General features: G+C 54.4%; 17 protein-coding genes. 9 read left to right on the forward strand and 8 right to left on the reverse strand.

Annotated elements, in window-relative coordinates; all coding sequences use genetic code 11:
- The first annotated feature begins 8 nt into the window (after positions 1 to 8).
- Entirely contained in the window at positions 9 to 782 is a 774-nt protein-coding gene (gene hisP / locus ACF8PE_RS03500; RefSeq protein ID WP_032612825.1) for a histidine ABC transporter ATP-binding protein HisP, read from the forward strand.
- Between the two features lie 127 nt (positions 783 to 909).
- Here hisP and ACF8PE_RS03505 read toward each other — a convergent pair whose 3' ends face one another.
- From ACF8PE_RS03505 to yfcG, 4 genes are read right to left on the reverse strand one after another with little or no spacing between them, the layout of a single operon-like run.
- Positions 910 to 1,419: a GNAT family N-acetyltransferase gene (locus ACF8PE_RS03505; RefSeq protein ID WP_392494599.1), complete on the reverse strand. Its 510-nt coding sequence runs from the start codon at positions 1,417 to 1,419 to the stop codon at positions 910 to 912.
- Between the two features lie 57 nt (positions 1,420 to 1,476).
- A complete protein-coding gene (locus ACF8PE_RS03510; protein ID WP_392494600.1) occupies positions 1,477 to 2,370 on the reverse strand; it encodes a TIGR01777 family oxidoreductase in 894 nt (297 codons plus the stop codon).
- A gap of 19 nt (positions 2,371 to 2,389) precedes the next feature.
- A complete protein-coding gene (folX, locus tag ACF8PE_RS03515; protein WP_032612819.1) occupies positions 2,390 to 2,752 on the reverse strand; it encodes a dihydroneopterin triphosphate 2'-epimerase in 363 nt (120 codons plus the stop codon).
- Positions 2,753 to 2,803: 51 nt separating this feature from the next.
- Positions 2,804 to 3,433 (reverse strand): GSH-dependent disulfide bond oxidoreductase, encoded by a 630-nt coding sequence (gene yfcG, locus ACF8PE_RS03520; RefSeq protein ID WP_392494601.1) that lies wholly within the window; start codon positions 3,431 to 3,433, stop codon positions 2,804 to 2,806.
- Between the two features lie 143 nt (positions 3,434 to 3,576).
- Between yfcG and yfcF the strand changes: the two genes are divergently transcribed.
- The 3 genes from yfcF to yfcD are packed head-to-tail and all read left to right on the forward strand — an operon-like array spanning position 3,577 to position 5,415.
- On the forward strand, positions 3,577 to 4,221 hold the full coding sequence (gene yfcF / locus ACF8PE_RS03525; RefSeq protein WP_392494602.1) for a glutathione transferase: 645 nt from the start codon (positions 3,577 to 3,579) through the stop codon (positions 4,219 to 4,221).
- A gap of 44 nt (positions 4,222 to 4,265) precedes the next feature.
- Positions 4,266 to 4,817, forward strand: a complete 552-nt coding sequence (yfcE, locus tag ACF8PE_RS03530; RefSeq protein ID WP_392494603.1) for a phosphodiesterase — start codon at positions 4,266 to 4,268, stop codon at positions 4,815 to 4,817.
- 55 nt (positions 4,818 to 4,872) lie between these two features.
- The gene (gene yfcD, locus ACF8PE_RS03535; protein WP_032612811.1) at positions 4,873 to 5,415 is read left to right on the forward strand and encodes an NUDIX hydrolase YfcD; all 543 of its coding nucleotides are present in this window, start codon (positions 4,873 to 4,875) and stop codon (positions 5,413 to 5,415) included.
- 55 nt (positions 5,416 to 5,470) lie between these two features.
- Here the strand turns inward: yfcD and pta are convergent, their stop codons facing one another.
- A complete protein-coding gene (gene pta, locus ACF8PE_RS03540) occupies positions 5,471 to 7,609 on the reverse strand; it encodes a phosphate acetyltransferase (RefSeq protein ID WP_032612808.1) in 2,139 nt (712 codons plus the stop codon).
- Between the two features lie 76 nt (positions 7,610 to 7,685).
- Positions 7,686 to 8,888 carry an acetate kinase gene (ackA, locus tag ACF8PE_RS03545; protein ID WP_032612806.1) on the reverse strand — a complete coding sequence of 401 codons (1,203 nt, stop codon included), beginning with the start codon at positions 8,886 to 8,888 and terminating at the stop codon, positions 7,686 to 7,688.
- 335 nt (positions 8,889 to 9,223) lie between these two features.
- On the opposite strand from ackA, the gene yfbV reads away from it, so the two are divergent.
- The 4 genes from yfbV (at position 9,224) to ACF8PE_RS03565 (ending at position 12,846) form a co-directional block, all read left to right on the forward strand.
- Complete coding sequence (yfbV, locus tag ACF8PE_RS03550; protein WP_032612804.1) at positions 9,224 to 9,679, forward strand: terminus macrodomain insulation protein YfbV; 456 nt, start codon at positions 9,224 to 9,226, stop codon at positions 9,677 to 9,679.
- Positions 9,680 to 9,770: 91 nt separating this feature from the next.
- Positions 9,771 to 10,265: a YfbU family protein gene (locus tag ACF8PE_RS03555; protein ID WP_032612801.1), complete on the forward strand. Its 495-nt coding sequence runs from the start codon at positions 9,771 to 9,773 to the stop codon at positions 10,263 to 10,265.
- A gap of 11 nt (positions 10,266 to 10,276) precedes the next feature.
- Positions 10,277 to 10,936: a sugar phosphatase gene (locus ACF8PE_RS03560; protein WP_392494604.1), complete on the forward strand. Its 660-nt coding sequence runs from the start codon at positions 10,277 to 10,279 to the stop codon at positions 10,934 to 10,936.
- A gap of 77 nt (positions 10,937 to 11,013) precedes the next feature.
- Entirely contained in the window at positions 11,014 to 12,846 is a 1,833-nt protein-coding gene (locus ACF8PE_RS03565; RefSeq protein WP_392494605.1) for an SLC13 family permease, read from the forward strand.
- A 39-nt stretch (positions 12,847 to 12,885) separates the two neighbouring features.
- On the opposite strand, the gene yfbR is transcribed toward ACF8PE_RS03565, so the two are convergent.
- Together yfbR and ACF8PE_RS03575 are read right to left on the reverse strand one after the other, a co-directional pair.
- The gene (gene yfbR / locus ACF8PE_RS03570) at positions 12,886 to 13,485 is read right to left on the reverse strand and encodes a 5'-deoxynucleotidase (protein ID WP_032612795.1); all 600 of its coding nucleotides are present in this window, start codon (positions 13,483 to 13,485) and stop codon (positions 12,886 to 12,888) included.
- A 96-nt stretch (positions 13,486 to 13,581) separates the two neighbouring features.
- Positions 13,582 to 14,796 (reverse strand): pyridoxal phosphate-dependent aminotransferase, encoded by a 1,215-nt coding sequence (locus tag ACF8PE_RS03575; protein WP_032612793.1) that lies wholly within the window; start codon positions 14,794 to 14,796, stop codon positions 13,582 to 13,584.
- A gap of 946 nt (positions 14,797 to 15,742) precedes the next feature.
- Between ACF8PE_RS03575 and lrhA the strand changes: the two genes are divergently transcribed.
- A complete protein-coding gene (lrhA, locus tag ACF8PE_RS03580; RefSeq protein WP_059307472.1) occupies positions 15,743 to 16,681 on the forward strand; it encodes a transcriptional regulator LrhA in 939 nt (312 codons plus the stop codon).
- Positions 16,682 to 16,928: the final 247 nt, after the last annotated feature.

Raw genomic sequence — 16,928 nt, forward strand, 5'->3', positions numbered from 1 at the left:
GAATTAAGATGGCTGAGAACAAATTAAACGTTATTGATTTGCACAAACGCTACGGCGAACATGAAGTGCTGAAAGGGGTGTCGCTGCAGGCAAATGCGGGCGATGTGATCAGTATTATCGGCTCATCAGGGTCGGGTAAAAGTACCTTCCTGCGCTGCATCAACTTCCTCGAAAAACCGAGTGCGGGCAAGATTGTGGTCAGCGGCGAGAACATTAATCTGGTGCAGGATAAAGATGGTCAGCTGAAGGTGGCGGATAAACACCAGCTGCGGATGTTGCGTACCCGCCTGACAATGGTGTTCCAGCACTTCAACCTCTGGAGCCATATGACGGTGCTGGAGAACGTGATGGAAGCGCCGGTGCAGGTGCTGGGCTTAAGCAAGCAGGAAGCCCGCGCCCGTGCGGAAAAATACCTGGCGAAGGTGGGCATCGACGCGCGTCAGCAGATTAAATACCCGGTGCATCTGTCCGGTGGTCAGCAGCAGCGTGTCTCTATCGCCCGTGCGCTGGCGATGGAGCCGGAAGTGCTGCTGTTCGACGAACCGACCTCGGCGCTCGATCCTGAACTGGTGGGTGAAGTGCTGCGTATTATGCAGCAGCTGGCCGAAGAGGGAAAAACGATGGTGGTGGTAACTCACGAGATGGGCTTCGCCCGTAATGTCTCCAACCACGTGATTTTCCTGCATCAGGGCATAATCGAAGAGCAGGGGCACCCGGATGAGGTGCTGGCGAATCCGAAGAGCCCACGTCTGCAGCAGTTCCTGAAAGGATCCTTGAAGTAGATGAGATGTCGCCCCCTTCCTGTGGGAGAGGGCATCAGGCCGCACGACTGCTGTAAACGCCCGGTGGCGCTACGCTTACCGGGCCTACGGTTTTGGCAGGTCGGGTAAACGCAGCCCCGCCCGGCACTCAGGCCACCCCACTCTCCAGTCGGTACACCCAGTCGTCGTAGCGCACACCGTTAATCTCATACGCCTGTTCCAGTATCTGGGTGCGCACAAATCCTGCTTTTTCTAATACCCGGACCGAACCGCCGTTATCCGCCAGCACGTACGCATTAACCGCCTTTACCCCCACCCGAATAAACGCATATTCACAGACGGCGCGCAGCGCCTCGCTGGCAATCCCCCGGCCCTGTGCGGCGGGGATGACCGTGTAACCGATATCGGCTTCTTCAGGATACGTATTGCTAATTTGCAGCCCAATATCCCCCAGCGGGGTGTCATCATCGTGAGTGCGAATAACAAAGGTGTGCGGAGCAGTCAGGCGGATGGCAAACAGGCGTCGGGTCTCTTTTTCCGGCGCGAGAGCGGCCATATAGCGCATGATGTCGGGCGATTCGCGTAGCGTACGGAAAAAGGGCCAGTCAGATGGCTCAAAGGGGGAAAGTGTTAGCCTGGAAGTGGTGATCGTTGCCATTGTTACGCCTGAACCTGAGATCGGGCATAACAATGTAGCACAGTCGATCGGGCAGATTTAACCTACCACATCTCCCAGGGCCTCTTCTAAATCGTACCACCTGAAGGCAAACCCGGCGGCCTCAAGGCGCTTCGGCAGCGCGCGCTGACCGCCCAGCACCAGCACTGAGGATTCTCCCATCAGCATGCGGATAGCGGTGGCCGGTGCGCGAATGACAGCAGGGCGATGCACTGCATGCCCCAGAGCATGGGCGAACTGCTCGTTACGAACCGGGTAAGGGGAGACCATATTGAACGGGCCGCGCAGATCGTTATCCAGCAGCCAGAGAATGCCGTTTACCATATCATCAATATGGATCCACGCCAGATACTGACGGCCAGTGCCGATCGGCCCGCCCAGTCCCAGCTTAAATACCGGCAGCATCTTCGCCAGAATCCCGCCTTTCGGCGCCAGCACCACGCCAGTGCGTAGTAGGCAGACGCGAGTATGATCGCTCTGTGCCCCACAGGCGATCTGCTCCCAGCGGGCACACAGTTTATGGGTAAATTCGTTGTGCGGCGGCTCCTCTTCAGTGACCACCACTTCGCCTAAATCGCCGTAATACCCTGTTGCTGAACCGGAGATAAATACCGACGGCGGGTTGTCGCTGGCCTTGAACATATCCACCAGCCGCTGGGTAATGTTCCAGCGGCTGTTGCACAGCCGCTGCTTCTGATCTTCAGTCCAGCGTTTGTCGGCGATGGGTTCCCCCGCCAGATTGATGACGGCGTCAAACCCATTAAGATCCTGATGCTCGGTTAGCCCTTTCCAGATAGTGATGCCGGAGCCGAATGCCTGACGCGCTTTATCTGGACTGCGCGTCACCACCGTTATCTCATGGCCCAGCGTCTGTAAGCGGGGGATGAGATGCCGGCCAATCAGGCCAGTACCGCCGGTTACCAGGATCTTCATACAACCTCCAGGGTTGCGCCTAGCGTTGCCAGCTTAACGTCATTGAGACGGAGTCGGCATAGCGCAGCGCGTGAAGTTTATCGATTTCTACTTCAGCATAGGTGACCCAGTGATGTTCGCGTGCGATATCCAGCACATCCTGAGTTAATTTTTCCAGCAAAGAGAATCGGTTACTCTCGACGTGCTGAATAATGCTTTTAGTGACGGTGCGATAGTTAAGTGCGTCATTGATATCTTCACTGTCCCGGGCTTTATCGGCCGGGTAGTGGATCACCACATTTACCACGATATCCTGACGGTTAGCGCGCTCCTCCTCTTTGATACCGATATAGGTGCGCAGGCGTAAATTTTTAATACGAATAATCGCGTCGTTCTGGGACATTGCAGGCTTCCTCCGTGTCATTATCGGCACCATAATACATGAGGAAAGCGTTTATATCTGCTGTGCTTTTTGCATGGCGCGTTCGGTTGCCGGACGGGTACGGATGCGCTCAAACCAGTTATTCACCGCTGGCCACGATACCAGGTCTACGCGATGGCTTTCTCGGGTATTGACCCACGGCCAGCAGGCGATATCTGCGATGCTGTAATGATCGCCTCCCAGCCACGGTGATTTTTCCAGACGCTTATTCAGCACGTTATAGAGCCGTTGCGTCTCCACCTGGAAACGTTCGATGGCGTAGGGGATCGGCTGCGGCGCAACGTGGTTAAAGTGGGCGTTCTGACCGACCATCGGCCCCAGCCCGCCCACTTGCCAGAAGAGCCACTGCAGGGTGACGTGGCGTTCCCGTAATTCACCGCTCAGCAATTTACCGGTTTTTTCCGCCAGATAGAGCAGGATCTCGCCGGACTCAAACAGGCTCAGCGGTGCACCGCCATCGTCAGGATCATGATCGACGATGGCCGGAATTTTATTGTTAGGCGAAATGGCAAGAAATTCAGGGCGGAACTGCTCACCTTTGCTGATATCAACCGGCAGGATGCGGTAATCCAGCTGGGCCTCCTCCATAAAAAGCGTGATTTTATGCCCGTTGGGGGTCGGGGCGTAGTAAAGGTCAATCATCGCAACTCCTGTCATAACGATTATCGCGGCATAGGATCGAGTATAGGCGGTGATGATAAATCGTGAGTTTTCATCAAGTGACAGCCGGAGCAGGAGGTTATATTTTGGATATCAACCATCACCCGAAGCATTACGAGGACCTTATGAGCCAACCTGCAATTACCTTGTGGTCAGATGCCGATTATTACTCCCCTTATGTCATGAGCGTGTATGTCGCGCTGGCCGAGAAAGGTTTGCCCTTTACCCTGAAAACCATTGACCTCAGCCGGGGTGAAAACCGCCAGCCGCATTGGCGGGGCTATGCTCTGACCCGTCGCGTGCCGGTGCTGGAGAATGACGGCTTTGAACTGAGCGAATCTTCTGCCATCACTGAATATCTGGAGGAGCATTTTGCGCCGCCGGAGTGGGAGCGGATCTACCCCCTGGACCTGCAAAAACGCGCCCGTGCACGACAAATCCAGGCGTGGCTGCGCAGCGATTTGGTGCCGATCCGCGAGGAACGCTCTACCGACGTGGTATTTGGTGGAGTGAAAAAACCGGCCCTGAGTGAAACCGCACAGCGGGCAGCCAACCAGCTTTATGATATCGCCGCCTCCCTGCTTGCCCACGGCCAGCAAAACCTGTTCGGCGAGTGGTGTATCGCAGATGCGGATTTGGCACTGATGCTTAACCGTCTGGTGCTCAATGGTGATGACGTGCCGCAGCAACTGGTGGATTACGCTAACTTCCAGTGGCAGCGGGCTTCCGTACAGCGCTACGTGGCGTTGTCGGCGAAGCGGGCGGGCTGATATTCCGGTATGATGGGGCAGCATTTCGACATAAGGAAACTCTGATGAAGTTGATGTTTGCCTCGGACATCCACGGCTCGCTGCCGGCGACCGAACGGGTGCTTTCGCTGTTCAACCAGAGCGGGGCGCAATGGCTGGTGATCCTCGGGGATGTGCTGAACCATGGCCCACGCAATCCGCTGCCCGAAGGCTATGCGCCTGCTGAGGTCGCCGGGCGGCTCAACGCTTACGCGTCGCGGATTATCGCCGTGCGCGGCAACTGCGACAGCGAAGTTGACCAGATGCTGCTGAACTTTCCCATTACCGCGCCCTGGCAGCAAATCCTGCTGGAGAATCGCCGCCTGTTTGTTACCCACGGTCATCTTTTTGGCCCGGATAATCTGCCCACGCTGAATGCTGGCGATGTGCTGGTTTACGGCCATACTCATATTCCGGTCGCCGGGAAACAGGGCGACCTTATACATTTCAATCCTGGCTCGGTCAGCCTGCCCAAAGGCGGCTTTCCCCCCAGCTACGGCATGCTGGAAGGAAACCATTTGTGCGTTATGACGCTGAATGACGGCCAGGTTATTGCGCAGTCAGAGATTAATCCGTAATTTACTCCTCAACAGTAAAACGCGCCGCGAGAGCGCTTTAAAGAGAAGGTTTCCGATGGTGGAGCACAGTCATTTGGCAAGTACGGAATGGGTGGATATTGTCAACGAAGACAATGAGGTAATTGCACAGGCGAGCCGCGAGCAGATGCGGGCGCAGCGTCTGCGTCATCGCGCGACCTATATCGTGGTGCATGATGGGATGGGCAATATTCTGGTTCAGCGCCGTACCGAAACGAAAGACTTCATGCCCGGGATGCTTGATGCTACCGCCGGTGGCGTGGTGCAGGCCGATGAACAGTTACTCGATTCCGCCCGCCGCGAAGCGGAAGAGGAGCTGGGGATTGCTGGCGTACCGTTCGCCGAACATGGGCAGTTCTATTTTGAAGATGACCACTGTCGCGTCTGGGGAGGCCTTTTCAGCTGCGTCTCCCACGGCCCGTTTGCGCTGCAGGAAGAAGAGGTGAGTGAAGTCTGCTGGATGACCCCGGCTGAAATCACCGCCCGTTGTGATGACTTCACACCCGATTCGCTGAAAGCGCTGGCCCTGTGGATGAGCCGCAACGCCAGCAACGAGCCGGTTAAGCACGAAGAAGCGTAATCGCGACCATAAAAAAAGGCGACCATCAGGTCGCCTTTTTGCGTTTAGATACTGCTTACTGCTGGGAAGACTGGATCGCGGTCAGGGCGATGGTGTAGACGATATCGTCTACCAGCGCGCCACGAGACAGGTCGTTCACCGGCTTGCGCATACCCTGCAGCATCGGCCCGATGGAGATCAGGTCGGCTGAACGCTGTACCGCTTTATAGGTGGTGTTACCGGTGTTCAGATCCGGGAAGATGAACACGGTAGCACGACCCGCAACTGGCGAGTTAGGCGCTTTGGATTTCGCTACGTCAGCCATAACCGCGGCGTCATACTGCAGCGGGCCATCGATAACCAGATCCGGGCGTTTTTCCTGTGCAATACGGGTCGCTTCACGCACTTTCTCAACGTCGCTACCTGCACCAGAAGTACCGGTGGAGTAGGAGAGCATTGCAACGCGCGGTTCGATACCGAAGGCAATCGCGGAGTCCGCAGACTGGATGGCGATCTCGGCCAGCTGTTCAGCGGTCGGATCCGGGTTGATCGCGCAGTCACCGTACACGTATACCTGTTCCGGCAGCAGCATGAAGAACACAGAAGAGACCAGCGAGCTGCCTGGGGCTGTTTTGATCAGCTGCAGCGGTGGACGGATGGTGTTCGCAGTCGTGTGAACAGCACCGGAAACCAGACCGTCAACTTCGTCCTGCTCCAGCATCAGCGTACCGAGCACCACGTTGTCTTCCAGCTGTTCGCGGGCAACGGCTTCAGTCATGCCCTTGCTCTTACGCAGCTCGACCAGACGGGCAACGTAGCTTTCGCGCACCACTTCCGGGTCAACGATTTCAATACCGGAACCCAGCTCTACGCCCTGAGAAGCGGCAACACGGGTGATCTCATCCGGGTTACCCAGCAGCACACAGGTCGCGATACCGCGCTCGGCACAGATGGCAGCCGCTTTAACGGTACGCGGTTCGTCGCCTTCTGGCAGAACAACACGTTTGCCCGCTTTACGCGCCAGCTCGGTGAGCTGATAACGGAAGGCTGGTGGAGAGAGGCGACGGCTGCGCTCGGAGGTAGCAGTCAGGGATTCAATCCAGTCAGCATTGATGCAACCGGCAACGTATTCCTGCACTTTCTCGATGCGCTGATGGTCATCAACCGGCACTTCCAGGTTGAAGCTCTGCAGGCTCAGAGAGGTCTGCCAGGTGTTGGTGTTAACCATGAAGACCGGCAGGCCGGTAGCAAAGGCGCGTTCGCACAGCTTGCTGACGCGTGGGTCCATTTCATAGGCACCGGTCAGCAGGATCGCACCGATTTCCACGCCGTTCATCGCCGCGAGGCAGGCTGCAACCAGCACGTCAGGACGGTCTGCGGAGGTCACCAGCAGAGAACCTGCACGGAAGTGCTCCAGCATGTGCGGAATGCTACGCGCACAGAAGGTCACGGACTTCACGCGACGGGTGTTGATATCGCCTTCGTTGACGATGGTCGCGTTCAGGTGGCGCGCCATGTCGATCGCACGGGTCGCGATCAGGTCGAAGCTCCAGGTCACCGCGCCCAGCACTGGCAGAGAACTGTATTCCTGCAGCTTAGCGGGATCGATTTTCACGATCTGCGCTTTGGACGAGTCGTCAAAAATTTCAGACAGGTCAGGGCGGGTACGGCCTTGCTCATCCACCGGGGCGTTCAGTTTGTTCACGATCACGCCGGTGATGTTGCTGTTTTTCGCGCCGCCGAAGCTGCTGCGGGTCAGCTCAATACGCTCTTTCAGCTGTTCCGGGGTATCAGTCCCCTGGGACATTACGAACACGATTTCTGCGTTCAGCGTTTTGGCAATTTCGAAGTTCAGGGACTGGGCAAACTGATGCTTGCGCGTCGGAACCAGGCCTTCAACCAGCACGACTTCCGCATCCTGTGCGTTAGCGTGATAGTTAGCGATGATCTCTTCCATCAGCACGTCTTTCTGGTTGCTGGAAAGCAGAGACTCAACGTGGCTCATCTTCAGCGGTTCAGCGGCGGGCAGATTAGAGTTCGCACGAACGATAGTTGTGGTCTGGTCTGGCGCATCGCCACCAGCACGTGGTTGAGCGATAGGCTTGAACACGCTCAGGCGAACGCCTTTACGTTCCATCGCACGGATCACACCGAGGCTGACGCTGGTCAGGCCTACGCTGGTTCCGGTCGGGATCAGCATAATAGTACGGGACACGATTTATCCTCTTTCGTTACCGCCGAAAACGGGCGGGCTACAAAACAGCACCGCCAGCATTGCTGGCGGTGTGGAATCAGGCAGTCAGACGGCTCGCGTCTTGCGCGATGACCAGCTCTTCATTGGTTGGGATAACCATTGCCAGAGTGGTGCCTTCTTTGTTGATGAAGCCAGACTTACCAAAGCGCGCAGCCAGGTTACGGTCATGGTCAACTTCAAAGCCCAGCACGCCCAGTTTGCCCAGGGACAGCTCGCGCACCATTGCCGCGTTCTCACCGATACCACCGGTGAAGACCACGCCGTCCAGACGACCGTCCATCAGCGCAGTGTAAGAACCGATGTATTTCGCCAGACGGTGGCAGTAAACGTCCATTGCACGTTTAGCGTCTTCTTTCTCTGCGTAGTTGTCTTCAACGTAACGGCAGTCGCTGGTGACTTCGGTCAGACCCAGCAGGCCAGACTCTTTGGTCAGCATTTTGTTGATATCTTCAACGCTCATGCCCAGGGTATCGTGCAGGTGGAAGATGATCGCCGGGTCGATATCACCGGAGCGAGTACCCATCACCAGACCTTCCAGCGGGGTCAGACCCATAGAAGTGTCAACGCATTTGCCGTTACGGATAGCAGAAACGGAACCGCCATTGCCGAGGTGGCAAGTGATGATGTTCACTTCTTCTACCGGCTTGTTCAGCATTTTCGCGGCTTCTTGCGTCACGTAGAAGTGGCTGGTGCCGTGCGCGCCATAGCGGCGAACGCCATGCTCTTTGTACAGTTTGTACGGCAGGGCGTAGAGGTAAGACTCTTCCGGCATGGTCTGGTGGAACGCGGTATCAAACACGGCCACGTTTTTGTCTTTCAGATGCGGGAAGGCTTTCAGCGCTTCAGTGATACCGATCAGGTGAGCCGGGTTATGCAGCGGTGCAAAAGAAGCGGAGTCTTTAATGCCCTGAATAACAGAGTCATCGATGATCACAGACTTGGTGTACTTCTCGCCACCATGAACGATACGGTGACCGATAGCGGTCAGCTGAGCGGACAGTTCTGGTTTTTGTGCCAGAATAGTGTTAACGATAAAGTTCAGCGCTTCGCTGTGAGCGGCGCCTGCACCTAAAGCCGCTTCCTGTTTGCTGCCGTCCATTTTCCACTTAAGACGTGCTTCAGGAAGATGGAAACATTCGGCCAAACCAGAAAGGTACTCTTCACCGTTGATCGCATCGATGATAGCGAATTTAAGTGAGGAGCTACCGCAGTTCAGAACCAGTACTAACTTACTCGACATGGAAGTACCTATTATTGATACGTGGCTAAAAAACGTCAGTGAGTCAAGGATCGTAGCGCAAGATATCGCTGACATTTATGATTAACATCATGCCCGAAGTACATTTTGGCATGACGAAAAGAATACATATGATTTTATGCCATTTTGCGCATTTTTCCGGCAATGGCATAATGTGCGATAATTTGACGAGTGAACATTCCTCGTCTAAGGCCTTTGCAGGCCGGCACAGGATACCCGATACTGGGTAGCCCTGACAAAAGTTTTTGAACGTTGTCATGACCAGTTGTTGTTTTGCACGAATATTTTAATTTTTATATGTGAAGTTGAGGTAAGCCATGTCGACACCTGTGAACCCTTCCGTGAGCTTTTTTAGCCTGTTTCGCCGGGGACAGCATTACTCTAAGACGTGGCCACTGGAAAAGCGCCTCGCGCCCGTCTTTATTGAAAACCGGGTGATTCGCGCCACCCGCCACGCTATCCGGCTGATGCCGCCCATCGCGGTCTTCACCCTGTGCTGGCAGATTGCGCTGGGTGGGCAACTTGGCCCAGCGGTAGCTACCGCCCTGTTTGCCCTGAGCCTGCCGATGCAGGGATTGTGGTGGTTGGGCAAGCGTTCGGTCACCCCGTTGCCACCGTCGGTGCTGTCCTGGTTCTATGAGGTCCGCGGTAAGTTGCAGGATGCCGGTCAGGCGCTGGCGCCGGTCGAGGGTAAGCCCGACTATCAGGCGCTGGCAGATACCCTGAAGCGGGCATTTAAGCAACTTGATAAAACATTCCTCGATGACTTGTGATTGATCATCGAAACGATGAATAAAAGAAGGCACAGTAACCCAACGTTACCGTGTCTTTTTTTTACGCTGCCATGTGCAACAGGAGTCGAAGATGGAAATGACCCACGCTCAACGTCTGATTTTGTCTAATCAGTACAAAATGATGACGATGCTTGATCCCGACAACGCAGAGCGCTATCGCCGCTTGCAGACTATCGTCGAACGTGGTTTCGGTTTACAGATGCGCGAGCTGGATCGCGAGTTTGGCGAACTTAAGGAAGAGACCTGTCGTACCGTTATTGACATCATGGAGATGTATCACGCCCTGCATGTTTCATGGACCAACCTGAAGGATGCACAGACCATTGACGAGCGTCGTGTTACCTTCCTGGGCTATGATGCGGCCACTGAATCCCGTTACCTGAGCTATGTTCGCTTTATGGTCAATGTGGAAGGGCGCTATACCCATTTCGATGCCGGTACTCATGGCTTTAATGCCCAGACCCCAATGTGGGACAAATATCAACGTATGCTCAGCGTGTGGCACGCCTGCCCGCGTCAGTACCATCTGAGCAGCAATGAGATTCAACAAATTATTAACGCCTGACGGAGGTTGATGTGCAGTGTAAAGGTTTTCTGTTTGATCTGGACGGTACGCTGGTAGATTCGTTACCGGTGGTGGAGCGCTCCTGGTGTCGCTGGGCCGACAGGCATGGCATTGACCATCAGGCGGTGCTGAATTTTATCCATGGCAAACAGGCCATAACCTCTTTACGGCACTTTCTCCAGGGAAGAAGCGAAGCAGATATCCAGGCGGAGTTTACCTGGCTTGAGCAGGTTGAGGCCACCGATACTGACGGCATCACCGCCTTGCCGGGAGCGCTTGAACTGCTCCAGCATCTGAATGAAGCGGAGATCCCGTGGGCTATCGTCACTTCCGGCTCTGTTCCTGTGGCCCATGCGCGGCATAAAGCGGCAGGGTTGCCAGTACCAGAGGTGTTTATCACCGCCGAACAGGTGACGCGCGGCAAGCCGGAACCCGATGCCTTTTTACTCGGCGCGAAGCGTCTGGGGCTGGCACCGGAAGAGTGTGTGGTGGTGGAAGATGCCGCCGCTGGCGTGCTGGCGGGCCTTAACGCAGGCTGTCACGTCATCGCTGTGAAGGTTCCCGCCGATTCGCCACGACTGGACGAAGCGGACCTGGTACTCACCACGCTGGAGGCCGTAGACGTCACCCGCTCTGCCGACAGGAATGTAACAGTCTCCCGAAAAATGTAATCCCATGATATAGCCCCACATTGTTGGGGCTTTTTTATGGCACTATCGGCCTCACTCTCTTCTGACAAGGATCTGTTTTGAACGGTGAACTTATTTGGGTCTTAAGCCTGCTCCTTATCGCGATTATTCTTTTTGCGACGGGCAAAGTCCGTATGGATGCCGTGGCTCTGCTGGTGATCGTAGCCTTTGTCCTCAGCGGCACCTTAACCCTCCCGGAAGCCTTTTCAGGCTTTAGCGATCCCAACGTTATTTTGATTGCCGCCCTGTTTATCATCGGTGATGGCCTGGTACGTACCGGCGTGGCCACCAGCATGGGCTCCTGGCTGGTGAGCGTGGCGGGCAACAGCGAAACCAAAATGCTGATCTTTTTGATGCTGACCGTCGCCGGTCTGGGCGCGTTTATGAGTTCCACCGGGGTCGTGGCCATCTTTATACCAGTGGTGCTGAGCGTCTCTATGCGCATGCAGATCTCGCCATCGCGCCTGATGATGCCCCTCAGCTTCGCCGGGCTTATCAGCGGCATGATGACGCTGGTGGCCACGCCGCCGAACCTGGTGGTCAACAGCGAACTGCTGCGTGAAGGGCTGGAGGGCTTCAGCTTCTTTAGCGTGACGCCGCTGGGGCTGGTGATCCTCGTGCTGGGCATTATCTATATGCTGCTGACCCGTTTTGCCCTCAAGAGCGACAAGCAGGATAAACCCCGCGACGGCTGGAAGCGCCGCACCTTCCGCGATCTGATTAAAGAGTATCGCCTGACCGGACGCGCCCGCCGTCTGGCGATCCGCCCCGGCTCGCCGCTGATTGGTCAACGCCTGGATGATTTGAAACTCCGTGAACGTTACGGGGCTAACGTCATCGGGGTAGAGCGCTGGCGTCGTTTTCGCCGGGTGATCGTGAACGTTAATGGTGTATCGGAGTTTCGCGCCCGGGACGTGTTGCTGATTGATATGTCTTCGGCAGAGGTCGATCTGCGCGAGTTTTGTAGCGAACAGTTGCTGGAGCCGATGGTGCTGCGCGGAGAGTATTTCTCCGATCAGGCGCTGGACGTGGGGATGGCAGAGGTATCGCTGATCCCCGAGTCGGAGCTGCTCGGCAAAACCGTCCGCGAAATAGGTTTCCGTACCCGTTACGGTCTGAACGTGGTGGGGTTAAAACGCGATGGCGTGGCGATGGACGGCTCGGTGGTGGATGAACCTCTTGAATTAGGGGATATCTTCCTTGTGGTGGGCAACTGGAAGCTGATCACCCAACTGGGCCAGAGAGGCCGGGACTTTGTGGTGATGAACTTACCCGTTGAGGTCAGCGATGCGTCTCCCGCCCACAGCCAGGCGCCGCATGCCATTTTCTGTCTGGTGCTGATGGTCGCCCTGATGTTGACCGACGAAATCCCGAACCCGATCGCGGCCATCATTGCCTGTCTGCTGATGGGGAAATTCCGCTGCATCGACGCTGAAAGCGCTTACAAAGCGATCCACTGGCCGAGCATCATTCTGATTGTCGGCATGATGCCTTTCGCGTTGGCGTTGCAAAAAACCGGCGGTGTCGATTTGGTGGTGAAGGGATTGATGGAGCTGGGGGGCGGTTATGGCCCTTACATGATGTTGATGTGCCTGTTTATCATGTGCGCCACCATCGGGTTGTTTATCTCTAATACCGCGACTGCGGTATTGATGGCACCTATAGCGTTGGCAATGGCGAAATCGATGGGGGTATCGCCTTATCCGTTCGCGATGATGGTGGCGATGGCCGCCTCAGCCGCCTTTATGACCCCGGTCTCTTCACCGGTTAATACGCTGGTGCTTGGGCCAGGCAAATACACCTTTAGTGACTTCGTGAAACTCGGCGTACCCTTTACCGTCCTGGTGATGGTGGTGTGCGTCGTGATGATCCCGATGCTGTTTCCGTTCTGACAATTCGCCGGGTAAGGCTGCGCCTTACCCGGCAAAACATTATAAAGGTGAATCCTGACTGATCTCATCCAGGGACAGCTGGAAGCTCGGGACGAAGACCTCCATAAAGTAGTCCATCTCCTCGCTGCGACGCGCTTCCAGGGTCTTTTCCAGCCGGGTTTTTGCCAGTAAAAACTCGTGGTTCCCGGCAGACAGCTCTTCCAGACATTTCAGGTAGGCGCAGAGCGCGTCAGCCTGCTTCACAATCGACCGCTCCTCTTCGCTATAGCTCTGCTCATCAACCAGCGGTTCAAAGATATCCCGCAGCTCATCCGGCACCATATCGACCAGTTTCTGCTGGGCGATTTTCTCAATCGCTTTGTACTCCTGGGCGATTTGCGAATTAAAGTACTTCACCGGGGTCGGCAGATCGCCCGTCAGCACCTCGGAGGCATCATGGTACATGGCCAGCAGGGCGATACGTTCGGCATTCACCTGACCATTGAACTTGCGGTTCTTGATGGCCGCCAGCGCGTGGGCAACCATAGCGACCTGCAGGCTGTGTTCGGAGACGTTTTCGGTGCGCACATTACGCATCAGCGGCCAGCGGTTGATCAGTTTCAGGCGGGAAAGATGGGCGAAAAAATGACTCTGACTCATAAGTTACCTTTGGTCTTGCATAGCGACAGATTTCATTGTGAGGGGAGGGGCGGTGAGATGCAAATCGGGCTGCCAGTGGCAGCCCGAGGGTTATCTTTACTGATGGTATCCGCCGAGGAAACGCCCGAAGCGGCTGATGGCCATCTCCAGCTCATCCTCACGCGGTAGCGTAACGATACGCACATGGTCCGGCCACGGCCAGTTAAACGCCGTCCCCTGAACCAGCAACACTTTCTCCTGCAACAGGAAGTCGAGCACCATCTTCTGGTCGTCAAAGATGTTAAAGCGTTTGATGTCGATTTTCGGGAACATATAGAGCGCGCCGTTTGGCTTCACGCAGGAGACGCCCGGAATATCGTTAATCAGCTCCCATGCGCGTTGACGCTGCTCATACAAACGCCCGCCAGGCACGATAAATTCACTGATACTCTGATAGCCGCCCAGTGCCGTCTGGATAGCGTGCTGTGCCGGTACGTTGGCGCACAGGCGCATGGAGGCCAGCATTTCCAGACCTTCGATATAGCCTTTGGCGTGTTTTTTCGGCCCGTTCAGCACCATCCAGCCCTGACGGAAACCGGCGACGCGGTAGGTTTTCGACAGGCCGTTAAAGGTGACGGTCAACAGATCCGGTGCCAGCGCGGCAATAGAATGGTGCTGCGCCGCGTCGTAGAGAATTTTGTCGTAGATCTCGTCTGCGAAGATGATCAGGTTATGCTGGCGGGCCAGCTCAACAATCTCCAGCAGCAGCTCTTTAGAGTAAACGGCACCGGTCGGGTTGTTCGGGTTAATGATGACGATCCCGCGGGTGCGCGGCGTAATTTTGGCGCGAATATCATCCAGATCCGGGAACCAGTCAGCGGACTCATCACACAGGTAGTGCACAGCTTTACCGCTGGAGAGCGATACCGCCGCCGTCCAGAGCGGGTAATCCGGAGCCGGAACAAGCATTTCGTCACCGCTGTTCAGCAGGGCCTGCATCGCCTGGACGATCAGTTCCGAAACACCGTTACCGATATAGATATCTTCTACGGTCACATCGCGCATGCCCTGCGCCTGATAGTGCTGCATGATGGCTTTACGCGCTGAGTAGAGACCTTTGGAGTCGCTGTAGCCTTGCGCTGTCGGCAGGTTGCGGATCACATCAACCAGAATTTCATCCGGTGCATCAAAACCAAATGGCGCCGGGTTGCCTATATTGAGCTTAAGTACTTTATTACCTTCTTCTTCGAGACGTTTTGCCTCTTTAAGAACCGGGCCACGAATGTCGTAACAAACGTTATCTAACTTGCTGGATTTTTCGATGGGTGACATGAATCTTTAACCTTTTCGCTGTGATTGCGACTTCCTGCCGTGGAAGCCAGCACGAAACAATGTACTCCTCGCTTGGCCAATTTTGAAGCGTCGGCAGAAGAAGATTTTGTTCATCTCTCAAAAGCGATATCGACATTTTTAACTGTTTTTTAAGCTATGATGTATTTTATAATCCACATTTTTATTGTTATTTGGTTATTTATTTTGGTTGTTGCATATTAAAATGGATTTTACGCTGCAAAAAAGACGATTATTGAGAGGTTCAGGGTAGCAGTGCTACAGTTTCCTTAAGCAACATTTCGTAAAAGCTGAATGAAATGCACTAGCATTTACTTCACGGCGTCTTTATATAAAGGTTGCCCATGTGAAATTAATGTTAAGTATTATTAATCATTAAGTCCTGGGCGAATTATTAGTTATTTCCAAATAAAGACAAAATCACAACTTTCGTTAATATAAATAAAATTAGTTTAGCGAGTTATCAACCAGGTTAAATCACTGGAAGCGCAATAAGGCTTATAAATAAAAAGGTTTTAGGGTAAGATGTCACCGGGTTTAGCGAGTAAAGATAACAGGCCACAGCAGGTCTTGTTGGCTGAACCTTTGAAGTTTGTTGTAATTGTTTGAATTATCTCTGCCTTGAGAAGTTAAGTAACACCATTGCTGCTTAACCTCTACTGCGATAAAGTTGACGTCGGAAAGGCATTGTCTTTAACGGAATTTACATCAACCGACAAACTTCTATTTATCTCAATCGTTTTTGAGAATAAAAATATCGTCAGATAAGTTGTTTCTGACCACTGATATACCCAGCACAATTACATTACGCAGGCACTCTGCCAGACCGGGACGTCAGAGGATTTTTTTCAGAAGGAACTGTATTACTTTTACGCACACAGCTTAAACCCGGGGCAGCTCCGTACGAGCAACCTGTAAGTGAAAAGATATGATTAATGCAAATCGTCCGATACTGAATCTCGACCTCGATCTGCTGAGAACCTTTGTGGCGGTCGCCGATCTGAACACCTTTGCTGCTGCCGCGGCCGCAGTTTGCCGCACGCAATCTGCGGTCAGCCAACAAATGCAACGCCTGGAGCAACTGGTGGGTAAAGAGCTTTTTGCCCGTCATGGTCGCAATAAGCTGTTAACGGAACACGGTATTCAGCTGCTGGGTTATGCCAGAAAAATCTTACGTTTCAACGATGAAGCGTGTACATCTTTAATGTTTAGTAATCTGCAGGGCGTCTTAACCTTAGGCGCATCTGATGAGTCGGCCGATACCATTCTGCCGTTCCTGCTCAACCGAATCAGTTCGGTTTATCCGAAGCTTGCGCTGGACGTCAGAGTAAAACGCAATGCATTTATGGTTGATATGTTGCAGGAGCAGGAGGTCGATCTGGTGGTGACAACCCACCGCACCGGCCAGTTTGAGAGTCTGACGTTGCGGACTTCGCCAACCCACTGGTACTGTGCCGCAGAGTTTTCTCTGCAGCGCGGCGAGCCCGTTCCTCTGGTGCTGCTGGACGATCCTAGTCCGTTCCGCGACATCGTGCTGGCTACGCTCAATGCTGCCAACGTGCCATGGCGACTCGCCTATGTGGCCTCCACCTTGCCTGCGGTTCGCGCAGCGGTGAAAGCGGGGCTGGGCGTCACGGCACGTCCGGTTGAGATGATGAGCCCGGATTTACGGGTGCTAGGCAAAGCGGATGGGCTGCCTGCGCTGCCGGATACGGAGTATATGCTGTGCCACAACCCGCTCAGCAAAAACGAACTGGCGCAGACTATTTTCAATGCCATGGAAAATTACGATAACCCCTGGCAGTACAATAATGTTACTCCGGAAGGGGGGGATGACTCCCTGGTGATTGAGCGCGATTTCGAGTAAACGAACTTCTCATGCTTTGTTAACATTTTGTTCCCGGAAAAAGAACCACTCAGGCTGATAACCCGCAGAGTGGTTCTTTTTTTGCATCTGCTTCCGTACACATTAGCGTTATCATTTGACAATTGTCTTCTTTATCAAATTGATAATTCTCGATGGCGCCCTGCCTGAACCGCTCACCCGCTTCTCTCCAAAGTCAATGGGCATGTTAAAAAAGCAGCTAAGATGTTGCTGTTTTTTTGATTGAATT

Origin of the sequence: Leclercia sp. GLN_9, from assembly GCF_043105735.1 — a bacterium.
Taxonomy (GTDB): domain Bacteria; phylum Pseudomonadota; class Gammaproteobacteria; order Enterobacterales; family Enterobacteriaceae; genus Enterobacter; species Enterobacter adecarboxylatus.

Bases quoted from the DNA above. Each gene is read 5' to 3' on its own strand.
- ACF8PE_RS03510 (WP_392494600.1), bottom strand. From the start codon at position 2,370: ATGAAGATCCTGGTAACCGGCGGTACTGGCCTGATTGGCCGGCATCTC.
- hisP (WP_032612825.1), top strand. From the start codon at position 9: ATGGCTGAGAACAAATTAAACGTTATTGATTTGCACAAACGCTACGGC.
- yfcG (WP_392494601.1), bottom strand. From the start codon at position 3,433: ATGATTGACCTTTACTACGCCCCGACCCCCAACGGGCATAAAATCACG.
- yfcF (WP_392494602.1), top strand. From the start codon at position 3,577: ATGAGCCAACCTGCAATTACCTTGTGGTCAGATGCCGATTATTACTCC.
- ackA (WP_032612806.1), bottom strand. From the start codon at position 8,888: ATGTCGAGTAAGTTAGTACTGGTTCTGAACTGCGGTAGCTCCTCACTT.
- yfbV (WP_032612804.1), top strand. From the start codon at position 9,224: ATGTCGACACCTGTGAACCCTTCCGTGAGCTTTTTTAGCCTGTTTCGC.
- ACF8PE_RS03555 (WP_032612801.1), top strand. From the start codon at position 9,771: ATGGAAATGACCCACGCTCAACGTCTGATTTTGTCTAATCAGTACAAA.
- ACF8PE_RS03505 (WP_392494599.1), bottom strand. From the start codon at position 1,419: ATGGCAACGATCACCACTTCCAGGCTAACACTTTCCCCCTTTGAGCCA.
- folX (WP_032612819.1), bottom strand. From the start codon at position 2,752: ATGTCCCAGAACGACGCGATTATTCGTATTAAAAATTTACGCCTGCGC.
- yfcD (WP_032612811.1), top strand. From the start codon at position 4,873: ATGGTGGAGCACAGTCATTTGGCAAGTACGGAATGGGTGGATATTGTC.
- lrhA (WP_059307472.1), top strand. From the start codon at position 15,743: ATGATTAATGCAAATCGTCCGATACTGAATCTCGACCTCGATCTGCTG.
- ACF8PE_RS03575 (WP_032612793.1), bottom strand. From the start codon at position 14,796: ATGTCACCCATCGAAAAATCCAGCAAGTTAGATAACGTTTGTTACGAC.
- yfcE (WP_392494603.1), top strand. From the start codon at position 4,266: ATGAAGTTGATGTTTGCCTCGGACATCCACGGCTCGCTGCCGGCGACC.
- yfbR (WP_032612795.1), bottom strand. From the start codon at position 13,485: ATGAGTCAGAGTCATTTTTTCGCCCATCTTTCCCGCCTGAAACTGATC.